The organism is Endozoicomonas acroporae (assembly GCF_002864045.1).
In the GTDB taxonomy this organism is placed as follows: domain Bacteria; phylum Pseudomonadota; class Gammaproteobacteria; order Pseudomonadales; family Endozoicomonadaceae; genus Endozoicomonas; species Endozoicomonas acroporae.
This window is the reverse complement of sequence record NZ_PJPV01000009.1, coordinates 144,905-161,511: the sequence shown is the minus strand read 5'-3', so window position 1 is coordinate 161,511 and position 16,607 is coordinate 144,905. Positions and strand designations below refer to the sequence as shown.

Below are 16,607 nucleotides of genomic sequence, written 5' to 3'. Positions count from 1 at the left end.
TTCTGGCTAAGTGGGCAGTTACTATGCAAGGCACAACGTAGGGAGCATAGCCGTAGCTATGTGACCGTAGTTGTAACGCCGCACGACTGCATGGATGCAGGAGCTAGAGCAACGCAGGAGCAGTTGCCGGGAGTGACTGTCCACTTAGTCAGAAAATACGATTTCATTTGGTTAACTACTTAGATCACCCCATAACTTACCTGGCATTTTTCATAAACCGTGATGCGCGATCCCGGCTGATAAAAATATACAGTTTCTCAAACATAAAACATCACTCTTTCCTGAGCTGAGGGATAGCTGTGGAACTTTTTAGAACTTTTGTACTCTAAAGATTCAAGCAAATTAATTATGAGAATCAAGCAAGGGATATCATGTAATGGATCATATCAAGCTTAGTGTTTTGTCAGCACTATCACATTCATGGTGCAGACATTCAGAATCCTTACTGCCAATCAGGGTCATTAAATCCCTTGTTAATGGCATCAAAGCACTGTTTGGCCGTTATTCTGTCAGCGTTCTAGACGGCAACACCCAAAAGCTGATGAAAGAACACCCAAATGCATGGTTTACCAAAAGACTCTATAAGCCAATAAGTGCTTATAACATCAGCATCCCGTCAGCCTGCAAGAGCTCAACCAGTTATGTTTCCAATAAGATAGATAAACTGCATGATGAAGGGCGTAGGCTTAAAGTTAAACTTGCTTTCAAACAGGATGGCAGTATTGCTCCAATTCCCATGTATAACTCCGATAATTCCTGGTTCCCCAAAGACCTTAATTTTAAAGCCCGTCGTCCTGATACTGACACTGTAAGACCTGGAGAACAAATAGTCTGCCGACACATCGCCTGGGCTTATGCCACAAAAGTGTTTGGTCGGGGAAAAGAGACTTTTAAAATAATAAACACCCCGAAAAAGATACAGACAATCTTTGCAAATACACCTGATTTTCCTTTAAGGGATGCGCTCCGTAATCCAGATGGATTAAAAAACGGCCCAATTACTAACAGATCCTTTTATGCCGATGGATATTATTTCCACGAGGGAGCGTTTTCTGAGGCTCTTTCGGGACTGGTAGAAAAGTATTGGAATATGCCTGCTGGCGATGAAAAGAATTTCTATTTTCGGTCAAAAGGTAATAAAAGCTTTGGCCACGCAATGGCCCTGAGATTAAAGAAGCAGGATGGATGCATGAAGGTTATTTTTTATGACCCTAACGAAACACTTATGCACAAGACCTTCCTGCTCTCGGAACCAGGTTTGGCTGCACACATTACCGGCAAAGATCTTCAAGACAGTTACATCTTTGAAGGAGCACTAATTAATATTGATGACAGGAAGAAAACTGCTGATGAATGTGATGTCCAGTGCTTCGGTGGATCACCTGGCGACTTGCTATGTTACTCAGCAGAAGGGCATCATCGTCATCCCTTATTCAGAGGTAGGCGTAATGGTTGACAGATCACCTTATAACTTACCTGGCATTTTTTATAACCCGGGATTTACGGTCCCGGCTGATAAAAAAGATACAGTTTCTCAGACATAAAATAACGCAACCGATGCGGCTGTCAGTGAAGCCAGAGACCAGTTAAAAGCCCTTAAACTTTGCTCATTTTTCAGAAATCGCCTCAGTCCTGAGCCAAAAACTACCCAGACTGAACAACAAGGTAGATTGATTAGAGTAAATATCACCCCGACCAGTAAAACAGAAAGCGTGTAGTTATCACCAGGCAATGTAAACACAACAGCGCTACTGACGGCCATCATCAAGGCTTTCACATTCACAAACTGAAAACTGATAGCCTGAAGAAAAGTCATTGGTCTTTTACTGTCCGCCTGTTCTGAAACACTGGCAGCCGTGGCAATCTTCCATGCCAGCCACAATAGATACATGGACCCAATATATTTCAAACCCGTTTGCAGCTGTGGATACCTCTCAAAGACACTCCCCAGTCCAAATGCAACCCCAAGAAACAGAATAAAGAACCCAATAGACACACCGAGCATATGGGGAATACTTCTGGCAAAGCCATAATTTACCCCGCTGGCTGCCAGCATAATATTATTGGGCCCTGGTGTAATACTGGAACTCAAGGCAAAGGTTACCAATGGCAACCAGAGTATCTCTATCTCATTCATTTTTCCCTCTGTAAATTTTAATAATGCCCTTGAAAATTGCCCCCATACAATCAAACAAACGACGATATAAAGGCTTCAATGAAGTATGATGCATGGACAAAAAAGCGTGCAATTAATAAATTGTCACCATGACAAAGATATCATTTCAAACATAATAAAAAGACAATGGATAAAAAAATAAGCTTCCCGTGCTGGCTGAAAAGCCTTTCCTTCAATTCCGGCCCCAAATATATGGCTCTCGCCGATGCCATCGAGCAGGCCGTTAAAAACGGATCATTACACTCAGGCGATAAACTGCCTACTCATCGCTGGCTTGCCGATGTTCTTAACGTAACCATTGGTACTATTACCCGGGGCTATGCTGAAGCAGAAAGACGACGGTTGATTACCGCCAGAGTGGGCAGTGGAACTTTTGTTACCGGTAAGGTCTGGCAGCAGGCCCAATTCAATGTACCTCAAAAACCAGAGTCTACGCTTATTGATATGAGCCTGACCCTTCAGGTTCCGGCACCGAGAGAAGAGATACTGGCCGAGACGCTGCAAATGATTGCATCAGACCCTCTGCGCATGACTTCTCTGCTGGACTATCTGCCTGAAACCGGACTTGAAAGGCATCGCAGTATCATTGCCGGATGGCTTGCAACGCTGTCGATCCATGTAAATCCAGACAATATTCTTATCACCAATGGGGGCCAGCATGGCAATATGATGGCTCTTCAGGCAGCCACCCGGCCAGGGGACACCATCGTTTCCGAGTCCCTTACCTATCCGGGGTTCATCAATGCGGCAAGGCAATGGCAAACTCACCATATAGGTTTGCCGATGGATGAGCATGGCCTAATTCCAGAAGCACTGGAACAGTGCTGCCTGCAACACCGCCCGAAACTGCTGTATCTAATGCCATCCCTGCAAAATCCGACAGCGCTCATTATGCCAATACAACGGCGGGAGCAAATCATTGAGATAGCACGCAGGCACAAACTGCTGATCCTGGAAGATGATGTACAATTCGTCGCTTCCGATAAACGACTGACATCGCTCTACAGCCTTGCTCCTGATCTGGTAATTTACAGCGGCAGCTTCTCAAAAACGCTGTCGGGTGGATTAAGGACCGGCTACCTCTGCTACCCTGCTCACCTGAGAGAACGGCTGGTTATGGCCATGAGGAGCGACTGCTGGGTGCCACCACCATTGATGGCTGAAGTTGCCAGTGAATGGATTGAATCCGGTATTGCCGAACAACTGATTCGCTGGCAGACCGAAGCCATTGCCAGACGTCAGAAACTCATGACCCACCACCTCAAAGGTATCGATATACAGGCACAAACTTATAGTTTTCATGGCTGGCTCAAGCTACCCGAACCTTGGCGGGCCGAGACTTTTGTACGACATCTGAATAATAAAGGAGTAAAAGTGCTCCAGTCAGAACTGTTTGCCGTTGGCAGCTACTCAGTTCCCCAGGCCGTACGCCTTTGTATCAGCAGCCCTGATAGTGACAATAAAGTTCAGTTCGCTTTGGAAACCATTCGGGACATCCTGACCGTAGAACTGGACCCTATCTATCGACCACTGGTGTTCTAATAATGATGACAAACGACAAAATAAAACTGATTGCTAATTATCTGCTTTTCCAGCTTGGCTGGTTTGCCTGTGTTCTTGGGGGTGATCAAATTGCCCTTGCTGCAGCCGTAATAGTCCTTTTTATCCACTTGCTATGGATAGGTAACTGGCATAAGGAAAAACAAATACTGGCTCTTACCTTGCTACTGGGGTGCGCTATCGATAGCTTTCTTGGAAATCTGGAAATCCTGAAGTTTAACTCTCAACTGGATGACGCTGGACGTATTTTACCACTCTGGCTGGCCTGTCTGTGGCTGATATTCGCCACCACTCTAAGGCACAGCCTTGACTGGTCCCGAACCAACAAACTCTACGGTGCCATACTGGGCTTCTTTGGGGGACCATTAAGCTATTTGGCTGGGTCAAAAATAAGTGATGTAACCCTTGCCCAGCCTTTATGGCAGACGCTGTTGATCCTGGCCATTATCTGGGCAGTTGTTATCCCAATGCTTCAGTCCTTTTCCCAGGCATGGCTGAATAAAGCAAAAAGTGGATAACGTCTTATGCTACTCAGCAGCTTTTTCAGTTTGAAAAGCTGCTGTCAGCTATAAAACCACCGGTAAACAGTCAATCAATTTCTGCTTCGTACTCTTTATAAGCGAAAATCCGATTGATGTGATGACTTCTGGTCAGCTTCTTAAACCAGTACGTACACCAGTGCTCCGGCGTTATTGAATCCGCCGGGGCGGGAACACCTGCCTCAAAATAATCAATCAGAACACTCTGACCTTCATCATCCAGCACATTAAATAATATTCCGGGACCGGCAGTAGAGCCGTCATCCAACAGCCGCACCCTGGGATGAAAGATCATATCTATATTAACTCGCCAAATATCATATTTATTACACATCATCAGGCGAAAACGCGCAGTATCAAACTGGGCACCTGAACCTGCTTTAATAAATTGATCAGACTCCAGCCAAGCGGGAAATTTACGAACAACCAGACCTTCGATCTTGCGATCACCGCTGGCAAGCCACTGCTGCAATGCTGCCGACTGTTGCTGCAGCAAATCATCGATAGAAGAACAAGGCAAAGTTAGTGCTCCCATCCGATTCTCCTGATTCATCAATTATCGCTATTCTTCTTTCGCTTTGGATCAACCTGGTCCTGGAGCCATATGTAATCCAAAATATATGGTTTATACGGTTATCTACTAACACTGACGTCTAAAATTACCTTTTATCACAGAGAAATGACATTAGAAACCTCTGTTTTCTATGGGGCCCCCGCAATGGTGTGCAACCTTCTCGCCCTTAAGGCATTTAATGAAAGGTTTCGCGGTGCTAAAGTACGCGCATTTCAAAGCGTTAGCTCAGAGGCAGTATTAATGAAGGATCTGAAGCTCACAGAATACAGTCATGGTGCGGGATGTGGATGTAAAATTTCACCACAGATTCTTGACGGTATTTTGCAAACCAACCTTACTCTTCCAGAGTTTCCTAACCTGGTTGTAGGTAATGCCAGCAAAGATGATGCAGCCGTTGTTGACCTGGGCAATGGTGAAGGGATTATCAGCACGACTGATTTCTTTATGCCTATTGTTGATGATCCATTTGACTTTGGTCGCATCGCTGCCACCAATGCCATCAGCGATATTTACGCCATGGGTGGCACGCCCTTAATGGCCATAGCCATTCTTGGCTGGCCCGTTAACAAGCTACCGCCGGAAGTCGCAGCCCAGGTAGTAGACGGTGGTCGTCAGGCCTGTGCCGCTGCAGGTATACCTCTGGCCGGAGGCCACAGTATTGACGCTCCTGAACCCATCTTCGGACTTGCCGTCACTGGTCGTGTATCTCTTGAACATCTGAAAAGAAATGATCAGGCTCAGGCCGGTCACAAACTTTATCTGACCAAGCCTCTTGGCGTTGGTATTCTCACAACAGCGCAAAAGAAAAAACTGTTGCAGGAGAAGCACCAGCATATTGCCCGTGACTCCATGTGCGTAATGAACACCATGGGGGCTGACCTGTCTCTGCTGAATGGCATCAGTGCCATCACCGATGTTACTGGCTTTGGCCTTCTTGGCCATCTTCTGGAGGTTTGTGAAGGCAGCAAGGTAAAAGCCACGCTGTATACCGACAAACTGCCACTTCTTCCTCATGTGGAAACCTATCGTCAGCAGGGCTGCATTCCCGGCGGAACGGAAAGAAACTATGCCAGCTATGGCCACAAAGCCGCCAATATTACCGAGCAACAGAAACACATTCTCTGTGACCCCCAAACCAGTGGTGGACTTTTGGTTGCGGTAGACCCGGCAGCGGAAGAAGCTTTCCATAACGTCGCGGCAAGATTTGAATTATCTCTGGAGCCAATTGGAGACCTATCGCCTTACGACGGTGGTAATTGGGTAGAAGTCGTTTGAATCTTCTGGAAGTGCTCACTGATCATTTTTCATGGGCAGTCTTGCATCCATGCTGTCGTGCGCTTCTGGTATAAAATATATGTGCAAAAAAACCCGGCGAATGCCGGGCTTTAACGGTTAAACTATATTGGTCTGTTACCATATTCACCGGAGGGCTTTTTCGGTGGGTCTGCGGTAATGTTCGATGGAATCTCCTCAATCTGGCCTCCTTTCTTCAAAAACTCTTCTACCTGGGCATCCAGACTTGCCCTGAGTTTTTTACGAGACTCGACGGTCCTCTCTTCAGCAGGTTCGTCGCGGCTCCCCAGAAACCCTATATCAGCGCCATCAAAACCAGCAGCAGCTTTAGTCGGCTTTTTCCGTGCCATAGCTATGTCCTCTAGGTACTGGTTTTCGGAATGTCCATTCCGAAATATTGAGATTGACTTCTTGTCCAATTTTTATAGTTATAGTCCAGCATTGTTAAAATGCCAGTTTGGTTCACCCTCCTGTATAAAAAATACATTGTTAATGCTTGTTTTTTATCATTACGTATAACTTTCACCGTGTAAAGTGATGATTAACTTACGACTTCCGCCGCTGTCTCTGTGTTCCCCCAGCCATATCCCCTGCCAATGACCCAAAGCCAGCGAACCGTCCCTGATTGGAATGATTACATCGGCACCAAACAGGCTGGATTTAATGTGGGCCGGCATATCATCACTGCCTTCTATCACATGGAGAAAATACTCTTCATTTTCAGGGATATAATGATTGCTGTAGGCTTCCATATCATGACGGACATTGGGGTCGGCATTCTCATTGAGTGTCAGTGAAGCAGAAGTATGCTGTAAAAAGATATGACAAATCCCTGTCTTATAATTCTCCAGCTCCGGTAACTGACCAATAATTTCGTCCGTAACCACATGAAACCCCCTCCGGTAGGGACGCAGCTGAACCTGTTTCTGGAACCACATAATTTAACCCTCACTCAAAGGTGCCGATAACAATCCGTCAGTCATCAGAGGATCCGTATCCATGATGTCACTTTACGATAAAAATGTGACAGTTTTGAAATTTGTCGCGATGTTCATAATCCGGAAACCGAGCTACCTACCCATGGCAGTTTATATAAGACCAGATTAAGCTTTCAGAATTCAAAAAACACTAGACGAGGCTTTTCGGCTGAGTTTTCCCCTTGCCATCAAGTTCTACACAAAGCATACCTGCCAAAAAACGACACCTGAAGAGTAAACACAGCAGTCATGATCTTTGGGAAACCGGTCAAAAATAAACCCCTAAATTCACTTTGAACCGATGACAAACACACGCGACATCTCTAAAATCTCGCCCCTTTCCCTTGAACAAAGCGGCTTAATCATCATGGACAACGTGATCGAAACCCCTGACGCTCCTCCGGCTATCGGCCCATACTCTCAGGGTATGCGCTTTGGCAACCTGGTTTTCACATCTGGCCAGCTGCCAATCGATCCGGAAACCGGAGAAGTGTCTGAAGACACCAAACAGCAGGCTCATCAGTGCCTGAAAAACCTGAAAGCGGTCTTGGAAGCGGCCGGCAGCGGCATGAACCGGGTGAAAAAAGTTACTGTATTCGTTCGCGATATGGATGAGTTCAGCAATATTAACGAAGTCTACAAGCAGTACTTCAAAGTACCTTTCCCTGCCCGCAGCCTGGTTGAAGTTGCCCGTCTGCCAAAAGATGTGAAGGTAGAAATTGAAGCCCTGGCAACGGTTGGCTAACCCGTTGGCAGAGCAGCCAACGATGGTTCTCATTCATTAAGTAAGATTTTGAGAACCCATTAATTGAACGGGGGGTTAGCCCCCGTTACCACATCAGGTCATCCGGAATCTGATAATCCGCATACCAGTCTTCTTCTTCCTCGGTCAAATCACCAGACTTATCATTCTGCATGACAATCGCTTCTGGCTTTCGCTCTGCAATCTTACTGGCCACCGGCGCAGGAATGAGCAGAAAATCGTCGCCCAGTATCGACAGGGCCAGCAAGCCCCTTTCCAACTTGGTTAACTGTTCATCAGTCACATAAATTTTCTTGATTTTGTTTTCATAAACAAACTTATATTCTGCTTCGCCCCCATTACGGGACAGCACATTAGTCTCAATCAGTTGACGAACCTGTGCGTCCAACGCCTTGCGCTGACGTTCATCTTCAAGCTGTCGATTCAGCTCACGATCTTTCTCAGCCTGAGCCTGCCTCTCTTTCTCCAGCTCAATACGGCGTTTTTCCTGATCGGTCATATCACCAGAGCGGGCAGCCTGCTGTTTCTTTTTCTTATTACTGGTCTTGGCCTGTAATGCCTGTTGTTTTGTCGCAAGGCCAGCTTTCATCAGCTGGTCACGAAGTGATTTACTCATCGTCTTAAATACCAGAGGGGGATTCAAAAAACTGGAATCTTAGCAAGCCCTTCTACTGACAGCCAGAGATGAAACCCGCCATTGTCTGCTTTTTGATAATCACAAAAAGAACAAAGCCCACAAAGAAGAGCATTCCTTTGTGGGCTTGTTGATTCAGAGAGCCGATAACGGCGACTATTGCTTAGTGGACATCCTTCCAGAATTCCCGTTTGAGCAGATAGGCAAACACGAAGAACAACGCCAGGAACAGGTATACATAAATACCCAGCTGCTTACGCTGTTCTTGCATTGGCTCCGCAGAGTAAGCCAGGAAGTTGGTTAAATCATAGGCCATTTGATCGTATTCGGTGGGCGTCATACTCCCCTTACGCTCCGGATCAACCGTCAGGCCACAGATCTTGTCCCCGGTCAGCGGGTCACGGGCCGTTGGGTCTGTATCACCGCAATTGTCGATCTGTACTCCCTGAAGCCCCAAAAGCACATGGGGCATACCAACATCCGGGAAGACCTTGTTATTTACCCCATAAGGGCGGCTTGGGTCTTCGTAGAAGGTCCGGAGGTAGGTATATAGCCAGTCAGGCCCACCTTTAACGCGGGACACTAGTGTCAGGTCCGGAGGTGTAGCACCAAACCAGACCTTCGCTTCGTCCGGGTCCATGCTGTTATGCATCAGATCACCGATCTTGGCAGACTTATCGAACACCAGGTGCTCCATCATCAGGTCATGGGGAATGCCAAGGTCATCCGCTACCCGCTCATAGCGCTGATACTGGGTCGCATGACAACCTGCACAGTAGTTCTGGTAATACTTCGCCCCCCGCTGCAGCGAAGCTTTGTCAGAAGGGTCCACATTGGCCTCATCAAGAGGGTATCCCCCACCGGCTGCTGCCGCCAACGATGAAAACAGCACCGAAACCAGAAACAACTTAATGGTCAGTATTATTCTTTTCATTAGCCGGTCACCCTCTCAGGTACAGGTTTGGTCTTCTCCCATCGTGTGTAGAAAGGCATCAACAGGAAGAACGCAAAGTAAATCAGCGTACAGATCTGGGCAATGAGTGTATAAGTCTTAGTAGCCGGTTGCGTTCCGAGCCAGGTCAGCAAAATAAAGACAAAGGCAAAGACCACAATGCTGGTTCTGCTGACCATGCCCTTGTAACGCCATGACCTGACCGGGCTGCGATCCAGCCAGGGCAGAACAAAGAGAATGGCAATCGCGCCACCCATGGCGATAACCCCCCCCAGCTTGGAGTCGATTGGTCCGATATCAAAGGTAATCGCCCTGAGGATGGAGTAGAACGCCCCAAAGTACCAGACTGGTGCAATATGCTCGGGCGTCTTCAGGCCGTTGGCCGGTTCAAAGTTGGCATGCTCAAGGAAGAACCCGCCCATCTCCGGGAAGAAGAAAATAATGCCACAGAACACAAACAGGAAGACCACAACACCGACAATATCCTTAACGGTGTAGTAGGGGTGGAAAGCGATACCATCCAGGGGCACACCATCGGGTCCTTTGTTCTTCTTGATATCTATACCGTCCGGATTGTTTGAGCCCACTTCATGCAGCGCCAGGATGTGCAAAACCACCAGACCAAGAATAACGATCGGCAGCGCAATGACATGCAGCGCAAAGAAGCGGTTCAGGGTAATGCCGGAAATCAGGAAGTCACCACGAATCCACTGCTGAAGATCCGGACCAATCACCGGAATAGCGCCAAACAGGGAAATAATTACCTGCGCCCCCCAGTAGGACATCTGCCCCCAGGGCAACAGGTACCCCATAAAGGCCTCACCCATCAGCGCCAGGTAAATGGCCATACCGAAGATCCAGATCAACTCCCGTGGTGCCTTGTAGGACCCGTAGAGAAGACCACGAAACATGTGGCAGTAAATAACCACAAAGAACATGGATGCGCCGGTAGAATGCATGTAGCGGATCAACCAGCCATATTCCACATCCCGCATGATGTACTCAACAGAAGCAAACGCGGCTTCAGCGCTGGGCACATAACTCATGGTCAGCCAGATGCCCGTCAGGAGCTGGTTAACCAGAACCAGCAGGGCCAGAGAACCAAAGAAATACCAGAAGTTGAAGTTTTTGGGCGCATAATATTTGCTGAGATGCTTCTCCCACGCCTGGGTGACGGGAAGTCGGGCATCAACCCAGGCCATTATTTTATTTCCCATCACGCATTCTCCTCATCTTTACCGATAATCAGAATATCATCGCCTTCAAAGGAGTAAGGTGGCACGACCAGATTCGTTGGGGCAGGAACTCCTTTATACACCCGACCGGCCAGATCGAACCGCGAACCATGACAGGGGCAGAAATACCCCCCCTTCCAGTTGGCATCAAACTCCATGGGTTTGACTTCCGGCAGATATTTTGGAGAACACCCGAGGTGGGTACACAAACCGACCAGAACAAGAACATCTTCCGTCCGTGAACGGTACGGATTGGTGGCATACTCAGGCTGCTCTGAGCTTTCTGATTTCGGGTCGCGCAAACGCCCATCCTGTGATGGCAGTTCATTAAGCATATCTTTGGTACGTCGCAGCACAAAGACTGGTTTACCCCGCCATTCATAGACAACCTGTTGCCCGGGTTCCAGCTTGCTTAAATTGACTTTTACCGGTGCACCGGCAGCCTTAGCTTTTGCACTCGGGTTCCACGACTTCAGAAAAGGCGTAGCAACCCCTACAGCCCCGGCAGCCCCCACCACCGAAGTCGCTGCCACGAGAAAGCGGCGCCGGCCTTTGTTTATGCCGTTGTCACTCATTAACCTACTCTCCCCATCCGGGCTGAACGCCCAATGACTTCTTTTTGTTCATGGGTGTGATAACAGATTTACTTCTGAAACAGGGCTTTTGTTAACCCGGATATTTCATAAACGTGCTCCCGATCTCGCTTGTCCTTTGCCGCTCTAAGGGAGTTTTGCTCAGTCGACCGTACTCCCCGGTACGGCGCTCCCTCACAAAATCCCTTAGAGCGACAAAGTTCGGCGCGAGATTCGGGGCAGTTTATGAAATATCCGGGTTGCAGCCTGAAAAGAACAAAGACTCAAAAGCTCTCTCGCAGAACCACCCGCACCTCAAATAACAACCTGACAGCTGCAATCAACCCCCAACAATAAAGCCGCATCGCATTATACTTACCCACATAAGCGGCAGTGCGTAATGATACTGGTTTTAACGCATAAAAAAAATGCCCAAAACAGGGCACAGGTTTTTTTAATAAAAGTTTCAGGCATAAAAAACTTCCCGATACGCTCTCCCGAAAGAGGCACAAAGGGAAGCTTTCCAGTAATCCAGGCAACCAGCCGGAAAACCGGCCGGTTGTCTGAGCACAATATCAGCGCTTGGAGAACTGTGGACGCTTACGGGCTTTACGCAGACCCACTTTCTTACGCTCAACTTCACGAGCGTCACGGGTAACGTAGCCAGCTTTACGCAGAGGAGAGCGCAGAGTCTCATCGTACTGCATCAGCGCGCGGGTGATACCATGACGGATAGCACCAGCCTGACCAGAACCGCCGCCACCAGATACAGTGATCTTGATGTCGAACTTTTCAGTCAGCTCAGTCAGTTCCAGAGGCTGACGAACTACCATTCGAGCAGTTTCACGGCCGAAGTATTCGTCCAGGGAACGGCCATTGACAGTGATACTGCCAGAACCGGCTCTCAGGAAAACACGTGCGGTTGAGGACTTACGACGTCCAGTTCCGTAGTATTGAGTTACAGACATAACCACCCCTGATTAAATTTCCAGTTGCTGAGGCTGCTGAGCAGCATGTGGATGCTCGCTTCCGGCATAAACCTTCAGCTTGCTGTACATGGCACGACCCAGAGAATTCTTGGGCAGCATCCCCTTAACAGCCGTCTCGATTACCAGCTCAGGCTTGTGATCGATCAGCTTGTCAAAGCTGATGGACTTCAGGCCGCCGATGTAACCGGTGTGGCGGTGGTACATCTTGTCAGTAGACTTACGTCCGGTAACACGTACTTTCTCGGCGTTTACTACAACGATGTAGTCGCCAGTGTCCACATGAGGAGTGTACTCTGGCTTATGCTTGCCGCGCAGACGCAGAGCGATTTCTGTTGCCAGACGACCCAGCGTTTTGCCTTCGGCATCAACTACGAACCAGTCACGTTTTACGGTTTCTGGCTTAGCACTAAAAGTTTTCATTAAATTCGCCTCTATGATACCGCTGACGCGATACCTGTTCCTACATGGCCGTTCCCTGCTGGGCAAGAGCCAGGCTAATAGCCCCAGATCAGCAATACCGGCCTGTTCAAAACATTGGGCGCTCAATCGGGAAACGGGAGCGGTATTATACCGTTTGGCAAGAGGAAATAAAGCCCCCTGCGAACCGGATCTCTGTTAAAAACCCGGAACCACCCTTTGCATCATTAATTTGCATAGCACGGCGACATGACTAACGAGCAACCTGCAAATCGCTGTCAGAAGCCCTGAGGACTTTTAAAATATGCCGCCCCTGAAAGTCCGGATTAAACTGAAGACCTTGCGGAAGCACCCTTCTGCCAAGCCTCTCAAGCTCTGAGGAGGCAGCACTGGTTCGGACTTCAACGGCCAGTAACAGGGAGTTCAGCAGGAAGCCAATAATACTTCGACTCCATAAACTCACACCAAAACCACCGGCAAGGGCAGCGTAAGTGACGATAAAAGAGACCCTGTTAACAAAACCGTTTTTCTGATCCCCGTGATACCCGATCACCATTCTCACAGGAGGCTGCGTTCTGTCATTATCGGCAAAACTGAACCCGACACCTTCTGAGAGGCCATTTATACTGAAAGGCCCGCCAAGATCGAGAAAAAGCTCATTATCCTTGGGAAACTTGTAATATCGATAACCATAAATCCCCCCCCGCCCTGCGCTACTGATGTACAGTGACTTAAGATCCATCCACTCCAGGCCCATAATATAAAGCGTTCTTTCCGGGGACAGCATCAAATCAAGGGCTGACTGATGGGTTGCCAGAATTAAAAAAAGTAACAACGGGTTTTTCTGCAAAGGGGCGGGCATTGTCCTTGAATCGATTTTTTTTACCAACCGCCTGACCTTACTTTCCGTGGTAAATCGCACCTTGTAACCCGAAACCTCAGATGCGGATTCAGTCAATATCGCCTCATACTCCACCAACAACAATTGCCCGGTTCGTTTAAGGTAAGAGAGGTAATTGACATAACCAAAAGCTCTATCCTCCACTTCCTCCATTTGATCAATCTCTTCCGCCTCTGACGGGACTGAAATCATTATTCGACAGGACTCGGCAACCCCCTGCTGGCACCCCACGGTATATTTCAAATCCCCCTTAACACCGAAGATATCCCTCAATTCCACAGAGCCCACATAGTCTGAAGCCTCAACGTCGTCAGACTGGGCCTGATAAGTCGCCATTGCCTGGCCGGTGATAATCAGTGCGATACAACAATATCGCCTCATTCCCCACACCAAAGCGCTTGAAAAAATCATCTTCATTTTTACCACAAGCCTCACCAACAATGCTGCCAATCAAATGAACTTTACCCTTTTTCGAGGCGATCCCTCCTCCAGTCGATAGACCGTTGACCAGAAGATAACGAGATGCTCAGTCAGCACAGTGCGCGAAGTAAAAGCATAGACGATGACAACCATTGTGAATAATTGTGCAGGCATTACGCTACGGTCTCAGCCTGAAATGGCCGGTCTATCCCTGCGATGTGTCAGAGCCGGTTGCACCTGACAGAGCCCTGACAACCCGCTACAATCGCCAAAAATCATACACAGGCAGATCAGGAAAACCATGCGCGACTATATTATTGCCCCGAGTATCCTTTCCGCAGATTTTGCCCGCCTGGGCGAAGAGGTCGATCATGTTCTGGCCGCCGGAGCGGACTGGATTCACTTTGATGTTATGGACAACCACTACGTCCCGAACCTCACCCTGGGTCCGATGGTGTGCAAGGCACTGAGAAAGCATGGCGTCTCTGCACCCATCGATGTTCACCTGATGGTGACCCCTGTCGATCGTATCATCGGTGATTTTATTGAAGCCGGTGCCAGTATGATCACTTTCCATCCGGAAGCCTCTGAACATATTGATCGCAGCTTACAACTGATTCGCGAAGGTGGCTGCCAGGCTGGGCTGGTACTCAATCCGGCAACATCCCCCGATGTGCTTGAGTATGTGATGGACAAGCTGGATATGATCCTGTTGATGTCGGTCAATCCCGGCTTTGGCGGTCAGAAGTTTATTCCTTCAACCCTGAAAAAACTGTGCAGGGTTCGCAAGCTGATTGATGATAGCGGGCTGAATATCCGTCTTCAGGTAGATGGTGGTGTGTCGGCCAGTAATATCCGCCAGATTGCCGAGGCCGGTGCGGATACCTTTGTTGCCGGTTCAGCCATTTTTGGTGCTGACAGTTATAAGGATGTCGTGACTCAAATGCGTTCCGAACTGTCTGAGGTAGTGGCTCTTTAGACCATGGAAACATCACGCTCCAACGGCCATCCGTTTTTGAACAACCTTTCCCTGGTTATGTACGACCTGGATGGCACGCTGGTGGAAAGCGTGCCCGATCTTGCCGCCGCGCTGGATAAGATGCTGCTCGATATGGGAATGCCTGCCGCCGGTAAGTCGAAAGCCCGCTTATGGATATAATCATGGTGAACCTATTGAGCGGGCTAAGCCCGACCTGGTGATTGCGTCATTAACCACACTTCTCCCAACGAAGGCTTAACCAGGTTCGGGAATGGTGTCATGCAGTCGGTGCCATTCCATTTTCCCAAACAGTGGCCTCCGAAGTTACCTCACGCTGGTAAAGACGTGAACAAACCCGATTGCTGTGCCCCCATGCCTGCTTCGCAACCGTTGGCAGCCTGGGTACCGGATTCGACTTCTCAGCTCTGAAAAACAGATAGTTAAGCGTGGTATATAACGCATATGATCTACACGATATATAGGCCCTGGGCTTATCCTGATAACCACTCACCGCAGGTATCAACAACTTACCCAGCATTTCGGGTCGCTCTTTGCTGTTGACGCAAAAATTCATATTCCAGGTTGTGTAGAGATCACTCCACTGCTTTGGCATCGGATAATTGAACAGGGGTTGCTGCCCCTGCTCATCCAACTCAGATGCACGTTGGGTGTATTTTCCCGGATAATGCTGGGCCAGGGTCAAGCCTGCACAGGCATTTTCGTGACGGCCGTTGGCTGTCTCAACGGTGGTTGCTTCAATGATATTAAAGGGCAAAATACAACGCCCCTGCGAATGGGGATAATCTCGTTTCGTTCGACTTTTCAACATCTTCACAATAGGCTGCTCAACGGAGATGAGCTTAATCGCTTTTTTGAAACCCAGCCCTCTGGTAGCCCTCCTGATTTCATTTCGCTTTTTTTTCCACAAATGAACACACACTTCCAATACTTCGGTATTTTGAATTTGTGCTTTGGTCAGTAAATTGAGCGCCAGAGCAAATGGTAATACTGATTCCATTTCATGAATAATTTCATTTTTGCCCTTTTCGAGCATGCCTTCGGTCGTTTCACTGACATTAATGATGTTATGAATCGCATGCATCAAATAATCATTTGATTTGATATTCTTGAAAACCTCACTGATTTCCCTTTCTATCGTTTCCTGCGAAATATCATTCGATAAGTTGTTACTGATTATTTCGAATATTTCCTGAGTCCACTCACCTCTCAAATCCATCAGGTCAAGATCTATGAAAGACTGCTTAACCTCTTGTCTCACGTCGTTAATATCGAGTTTCTGGATCAGCTCGCTGGCACGAGCATGCAACTCACTCAGAAACATATTTACCTTTTCTGTCTCCTCCGAACTCAATGATTTTTCTGAGCTATCAATTCCCCCTTGCCTGCATAGTGCGATTTTCAAATAAATTGACAATGTTTTATTGCAGATATAAACCAAAGGTCGGCTAATAAGGTAACCAGTGATTTTTTTCCTGGTCGTTGACGACCAGCAACCTTCATGTGTACGTTGACCCGGTATTGCTCTTGGATTATGGAGATCGCTTTGCATCAAGCCTTGAGCCTGATTCAGCCCCCGGGTGTAACTGGAATTTTCTATCATGTGAA

Annotated in this window: 19 protein-coding genes; 7 read left to right on the top strand and 12 right to left on the bottom strand. The window is 48.0% G+C overall.

Going from position 1 to position 16,607, the window contains the following annotated elements; genetic code table 11:
• The first annotated feature begins 376 nt into the window (after positions 1-376).
• Positions 377-1,456: a hypothetical protein gene (locus tag CX664_RS02345; protein WP_101745160.1), complete on the top strand. Its 1,080-nt coding sequence runs from the start codon at positions 377-379 to the stop codon at positions 1,454-1,456.
• A 78-nt stretch (positions 1,457-1,534) separates the two neighbouring features.
• On the opposite strand, the gene CX664_RS02340 is transcribed toward CX664_RS02345, so the two are convergent.
• Entirely contained in the window at positions 1,535-2,137 is a 603-nt protein-coding gene (locus CX664_RS02340; protein ID WP_101745159.1) for a LysE family translocator, read from the bottom strand.
• Positions 2,138-2,302: 165 nt separating this feature from the next.
• Here CX664_RS02340 and CX664_RS02335 point away from each other — a divergent pair, with 165 nt between their 5' ends.
• Together CX664_RS02335 and CX664_RS02330 are read left to right on the top strand one after the other, a co-directional pair.
• Positions 2,303-3,718, top strand: coding sequence for an aminotransferase-like domain-containing protein (locus CX664_RS02335; RefSeq protein ID WP_101745158.1), 1,416 nt, complete (start codon positions 2,303-2,305; stop codon positions 3,716-3,718).
• Positions 3,719-3,720: 2 nt separating this feature from the next.
• On the top strand, positions 3,721-4,254 hold the full coding sequence (locus CX664_RS02330; protein ID WP_101745157.1) for a DUF2878 domain-containing protein: 534 nt from the start codon (positions 3,721-3,723) through the stop codon (positions 4,252-4,254).
• Between the two features lie 70 nt (positions 4,255-4,324).
• Here the strand turns inward: CX664_RS02330 and CX664_RS02325 are convergent, their stop codons facing one another.
• Positions 4,325-4,810: a hypothetical protein gene (locus CX664_RS02325; protein WP_101745156.1), complete on the bottom strand. Its 486-nt coding sequence runs from the start codon at positions 4,808-4,810 to the stop codon at positions 4,325-4,327.
• A 279-nt stretch (positions 4,811-5,089) separates the two neighbouring features.
• On the opposite strand from CX664_RS02325, the gene selD reads away from it, so the two are divergent.
• The gene (selD, locus tag CX664_RS02320; protein WP_101745155.1) at positions 5,090-6,124 is read left to right on the top strand and encodes a selenide, water dikinase SelD; all 1,035 of its coding nucleotides are present in this window, start codon (positions 5,090-5,092) and stop codon (positions 6,122-6,124) included.
• 122 nt (positions 6,125-6,246) lie between these two features.
• Here selD and CX664_RS02315 read toward each other — a convergent pair whose 3' ends face one another.
• Together CX664_RS02315 and CX664_RS02310 are read right to left on the bottom strand one after the other, a co-directional pair.
• The gene (locus CX664_RS02315; protein WP_206679310.1) at positions 6,247-6,492 is read right to left on the bottom strand and encodes a hypothetical protein; all 246 of its coding nucleotides are present in this window, start codon (positions 6,490-6,492) and stop codon (positions 6,247-6,249) included.
• A gap of 159 nt (positions 6,493-6,651) precedes the next feature.
• A complete protein-coding gene (locus CX664_RS02310) occupies positions 6,652-7,080 on the bottom strand; it encodes a secondary thiamine-phosphate synthase enzyme YjbQ (protein WP_101745154.1) in 429 nt (142 codons plus the stop codon).
• 406 nt (positions 7,081-7,486) lie between these two features.
• Between CX664_RS02310 and CX664_RS02305 the strand changes: the two genes are divergently transcribed.
• Positions 7,487-7,864 (top strand): RidA family protein, encoded by a 378-nt coding sequence (locus CX664_RS02305; protein WP_101745153.1) that lies wholly within the window; start codon positions 7,487-7,489, stop codon positions 7,862-7,864.
• An 85-nt stretch (positions 7,865-7,949) separates the two neighbouring features.
• Here CX664_RS02305 and CX664_RS02300 read toward each other — a convergent pair whose 3' ends face one another.
• The 7 genes from CX664_RS02300 to CX664_RS02265 all read right to left on the bottom strand — a co-directional run bounded on the left by CX664_RS02300 (position 7,950) and on the right by CX664_RS02265 (position 13,993).
• A complete protein-coding gene (locus tag CX664_RS02300; protein WP_101745152.1) occupies positions 7,950-8,498 on the bottom strand; it encodes a DUF2058 domain-containing protein in 549 nt (182 codons plus the stop codon).
• 181 nt (positions 8,499-8,679) lie between these two features.
• Positions 8,680-9,450 (bottom strand): cytochrome c1, encoded by a 771-nt coding sequence (locus tag CX664_RS02295; protein ID WP_101745151.1) that lies wholly within the window; start codon positions 9,448-9,450, stop codon positions 8,680-8,682.
• Positions 9,450-10,685 carry a cytochrome b gene (locus CX664_RS02290; RefSeq protein WP_101745150.1) on the bottom strand — a complete coding sequence of 412 codons (1,236 nt, stop codon included), beginning with the start codon at positions 10,683-10,685 and terminating at the stop codon, positions 9,450-9,452. Before CX664_RS02290 ends, CX664_RS02295 begins: the two co-directional genes overlap by 1 nt.
• Positions 10,685-11,278: a ubiquinol-cytochrome c reductase iron-sulfur subunit gene (petA, locus tag CX664_RS02285; protein WP_101745149.1), complete on the bottom strand. Its 594-nt coding sequence runs from the start codon at positions 11,276-11,278 to the stop codon at positions 10,685-10,687. Before petA ends, CX664_RS02290 begins: the two co-directional genes overlap by 1 nt.
• A 572-nt stretch (positions 11,279-11,850) precedes the next feature.
• Complete coding sequence (gene rpsI, locus CX664_RS02275; RefSeq protein WP_101745147.1) at positions 11,851-12,243, bottom strand: 30S ribosomal protein S9; 393 nt, start codon at positions 12,241-12,243, stop codon at positions 11,851-11,853.
• A 12-nt stretch (positions 12,244-12,255) separates the two neighbouring features.
• Complete coding sequence (gene rplM, locus CX664_RS02270; RefSeq protein WP_101745146.1) at positions 12,256-12,684, bottom strand: 50S ribosomal protein L13; 429 nt, start codon at positions 12,682-12,684, stop codon at positions 12,256-12,258.
• 250 nt (positions 12,685-12,934) lie between these two features.
• Entirely contained in the window at positions 12,935-13,993 is a 1,059-nt protein-coding gene (locus tag CX664_RS02265) for a hypothetical protein (RefSeq protein ID WP_145999762.1), read from the bottom strand.
• Positions 13,994-14,303: 310 nt separating this feature from the next.
• On the opposite strand from CX664_RS02265, the gene rpe reads away from it, so the two are divergent.
• Entirely contained in the window at positions 14,304-14,981 is a 678-nt protein-coding gene (gene rpe, locus CX664_RS02260) for a ribulose-phosphate 3-epimerase (protein ID WP_101745144.1), read from the top strand.
• Positions 14,982-14,984: 3 nt separating this feature from the next.
• Positions 14,985-15,161: a hypothetical protein gene (locus CX664_RS27720; RefSeq protein WP_163369609.1), complete on the top strand. Its 177-nt coding sequence runs from the start codon at positions 14,985-14,987 to the stop codon at positions 15,159-15,161.
• Positions 15,162-15,258: 97 nt separating this feature from the next.
• Here the strand turns inward: CX664_RS27720 and CX664_RS02255 are convergent, their stop codons facing one another.
• Positions 15,259-16,602, bottom strand: coding sequence for a hypothetical protein (locus CX664_RS02255; RefSeq protein ID WP_101745143.1), 1,344 nt, complete (start codon positions 16,600-16,602; stop codon positions 15,259-15,261).
• Positions 16,603-16,607: the final 5 nt, after the last annotated feature.

What these genes read in the sequence shown, in the direction of transcription:
- rplM (WP_101745146.1), bottom strand. Translation starts at nt 12,684, where the DNA reads ATGAAAACTTTTAGTGCTAAGCCAGAAACCGTAAAACGTGACTGGTTC.
- CX664_RS02310 (WP_101745154.1), bottom strand. Translation starts at nt 7,080, where the DNA reads ATGTGGTTCCAGAAACAGGTTCAGCTGCGTCCCTACCGGAGGGGGTTT.
- CX664_RS02340 (WP_101745159.1), bottom strand. Translation starts at nt 2,137, where the DNA reads ATGAATGAGATAGAGATACTCTGGTTGCCATTGGTAACCTTTGCCTTG.
- selD (WP_101745155.1), top strand. Translation starts at nt 5,090, where the DNA reads ATGAAGGATCTGAAGCTCACAGAATACAGTCATGGTGCGGGATGTGGA.
- CX664_RS02295 (WP_101745151.1), bottom strand. Translation starts at nt 9,450, where the DNA reads ATGAAAAGAATAATACTGACCATTAAGTTGTTTCTGGTTTCGGTGCTG.
- rpsI (WP_101745147.1), bottom strand. Translation starts at nt 12,243, where the DNA reads ATGTCTGTAACTCAATACTACGGAACTGGACGTCGTAAGTCCTCAACC.
- CX664_RS02265 (WP_145999762.1), bottom strand. Translation starts at nt 13,993, where the DNA reads ATGATTTTTTCAAGCGCTTTGGTGTGGGGAATGAGGCGATATTGTTGT.
- CX664_RS02300 (WP_101745152.1), bottom strand. Translation starts at nt 8,498, where the DNA reads ATGAGTAAATCACTTCGTGACCAGCTGATGAAAGCTGGCCTTGCGACA.
- CX664_RS02305 (WP_101745153.1), top strand. Translation starts at nt 7,487, where the DNA reads ATGGACAACGTGATCGAAACCCCTGACGCTCCTCCGGCTATCGGCCCA.
- CX664_RS02315 (WP_206679310.1), bottom strand. Translation starts at nt 6,492, where the DNA reads ATGGCACGGAAAAAGCCGACTAAAGCTGCTGCTGGTTTTGATGGCGCT.
- CX664_RS02325 (WP_101745156.1), bottom strand. Translation starts at nt 4,810, where the DNA reads ATGGGAGCACTAACTTTGCCTTGTTCTTCTATCGATGATTTGCTGCAG.
- CX664_RS02290 (WP_101745150.1), bottom strand. Translation starts at nt 10,685, where the DNA reads ATGGGAAATAAAATAATGGCCTGGGTTGATGCCCGACTTCCCGTCACC.
- CX664_RS02335 (WP_101745158.1), top strand. Translation starts at nt 2,303, where the DNA reads ATGGATAAAAAAATAAGCTTCCCGTGCTGGCTGAAAAGCCTTTCCTTC.
- CX664_RS02255 (WP_101745143.1), bottom strand. Translation starts at nt 16,602, where the DNA reads ATGATAGAAAATTCCAGTTACACCCGGGGGCTGAATCAGGCTCAAGGC.
- rpe (WP_101745144.1), top strand. Translation starts at nt 14,304, where the DNA reads ATGCGCGACTATATTATTGCCCCGAGTATCCTTTCCGCAGATTTTGCC.
- CX664_RS02330 (WP_101745157.1), top strand. Translation starts at nt 3,721, where the DNA reads ATGATGACAAACGACAAAATAAAACTGATTGCTAATTATCTGCTTTTC.
- CX664_RS02345 (WP_101745160.1), top strand. Translation starts at nt 377, where the DNA reads ATGGATCATATCAAGCTTAGTGTTTTGTCAGCACTATCACATTCATGG.
- petA (WP_101745149.1), bottom strand. Translation starts at nt 11,278, where the DNA reads ATGAGTGACAACGGCATAAACAAAGGCCGGCGCCGCTTTCTCGTGGCA.
- CX664_RS27720 (WP_163369609.1), top strand. Translation starts at nt 14,985, where the DNA reads ATGGAAACATCACGCTCCAACGGCCATCCGTTTTTGAACAACCTTTCC.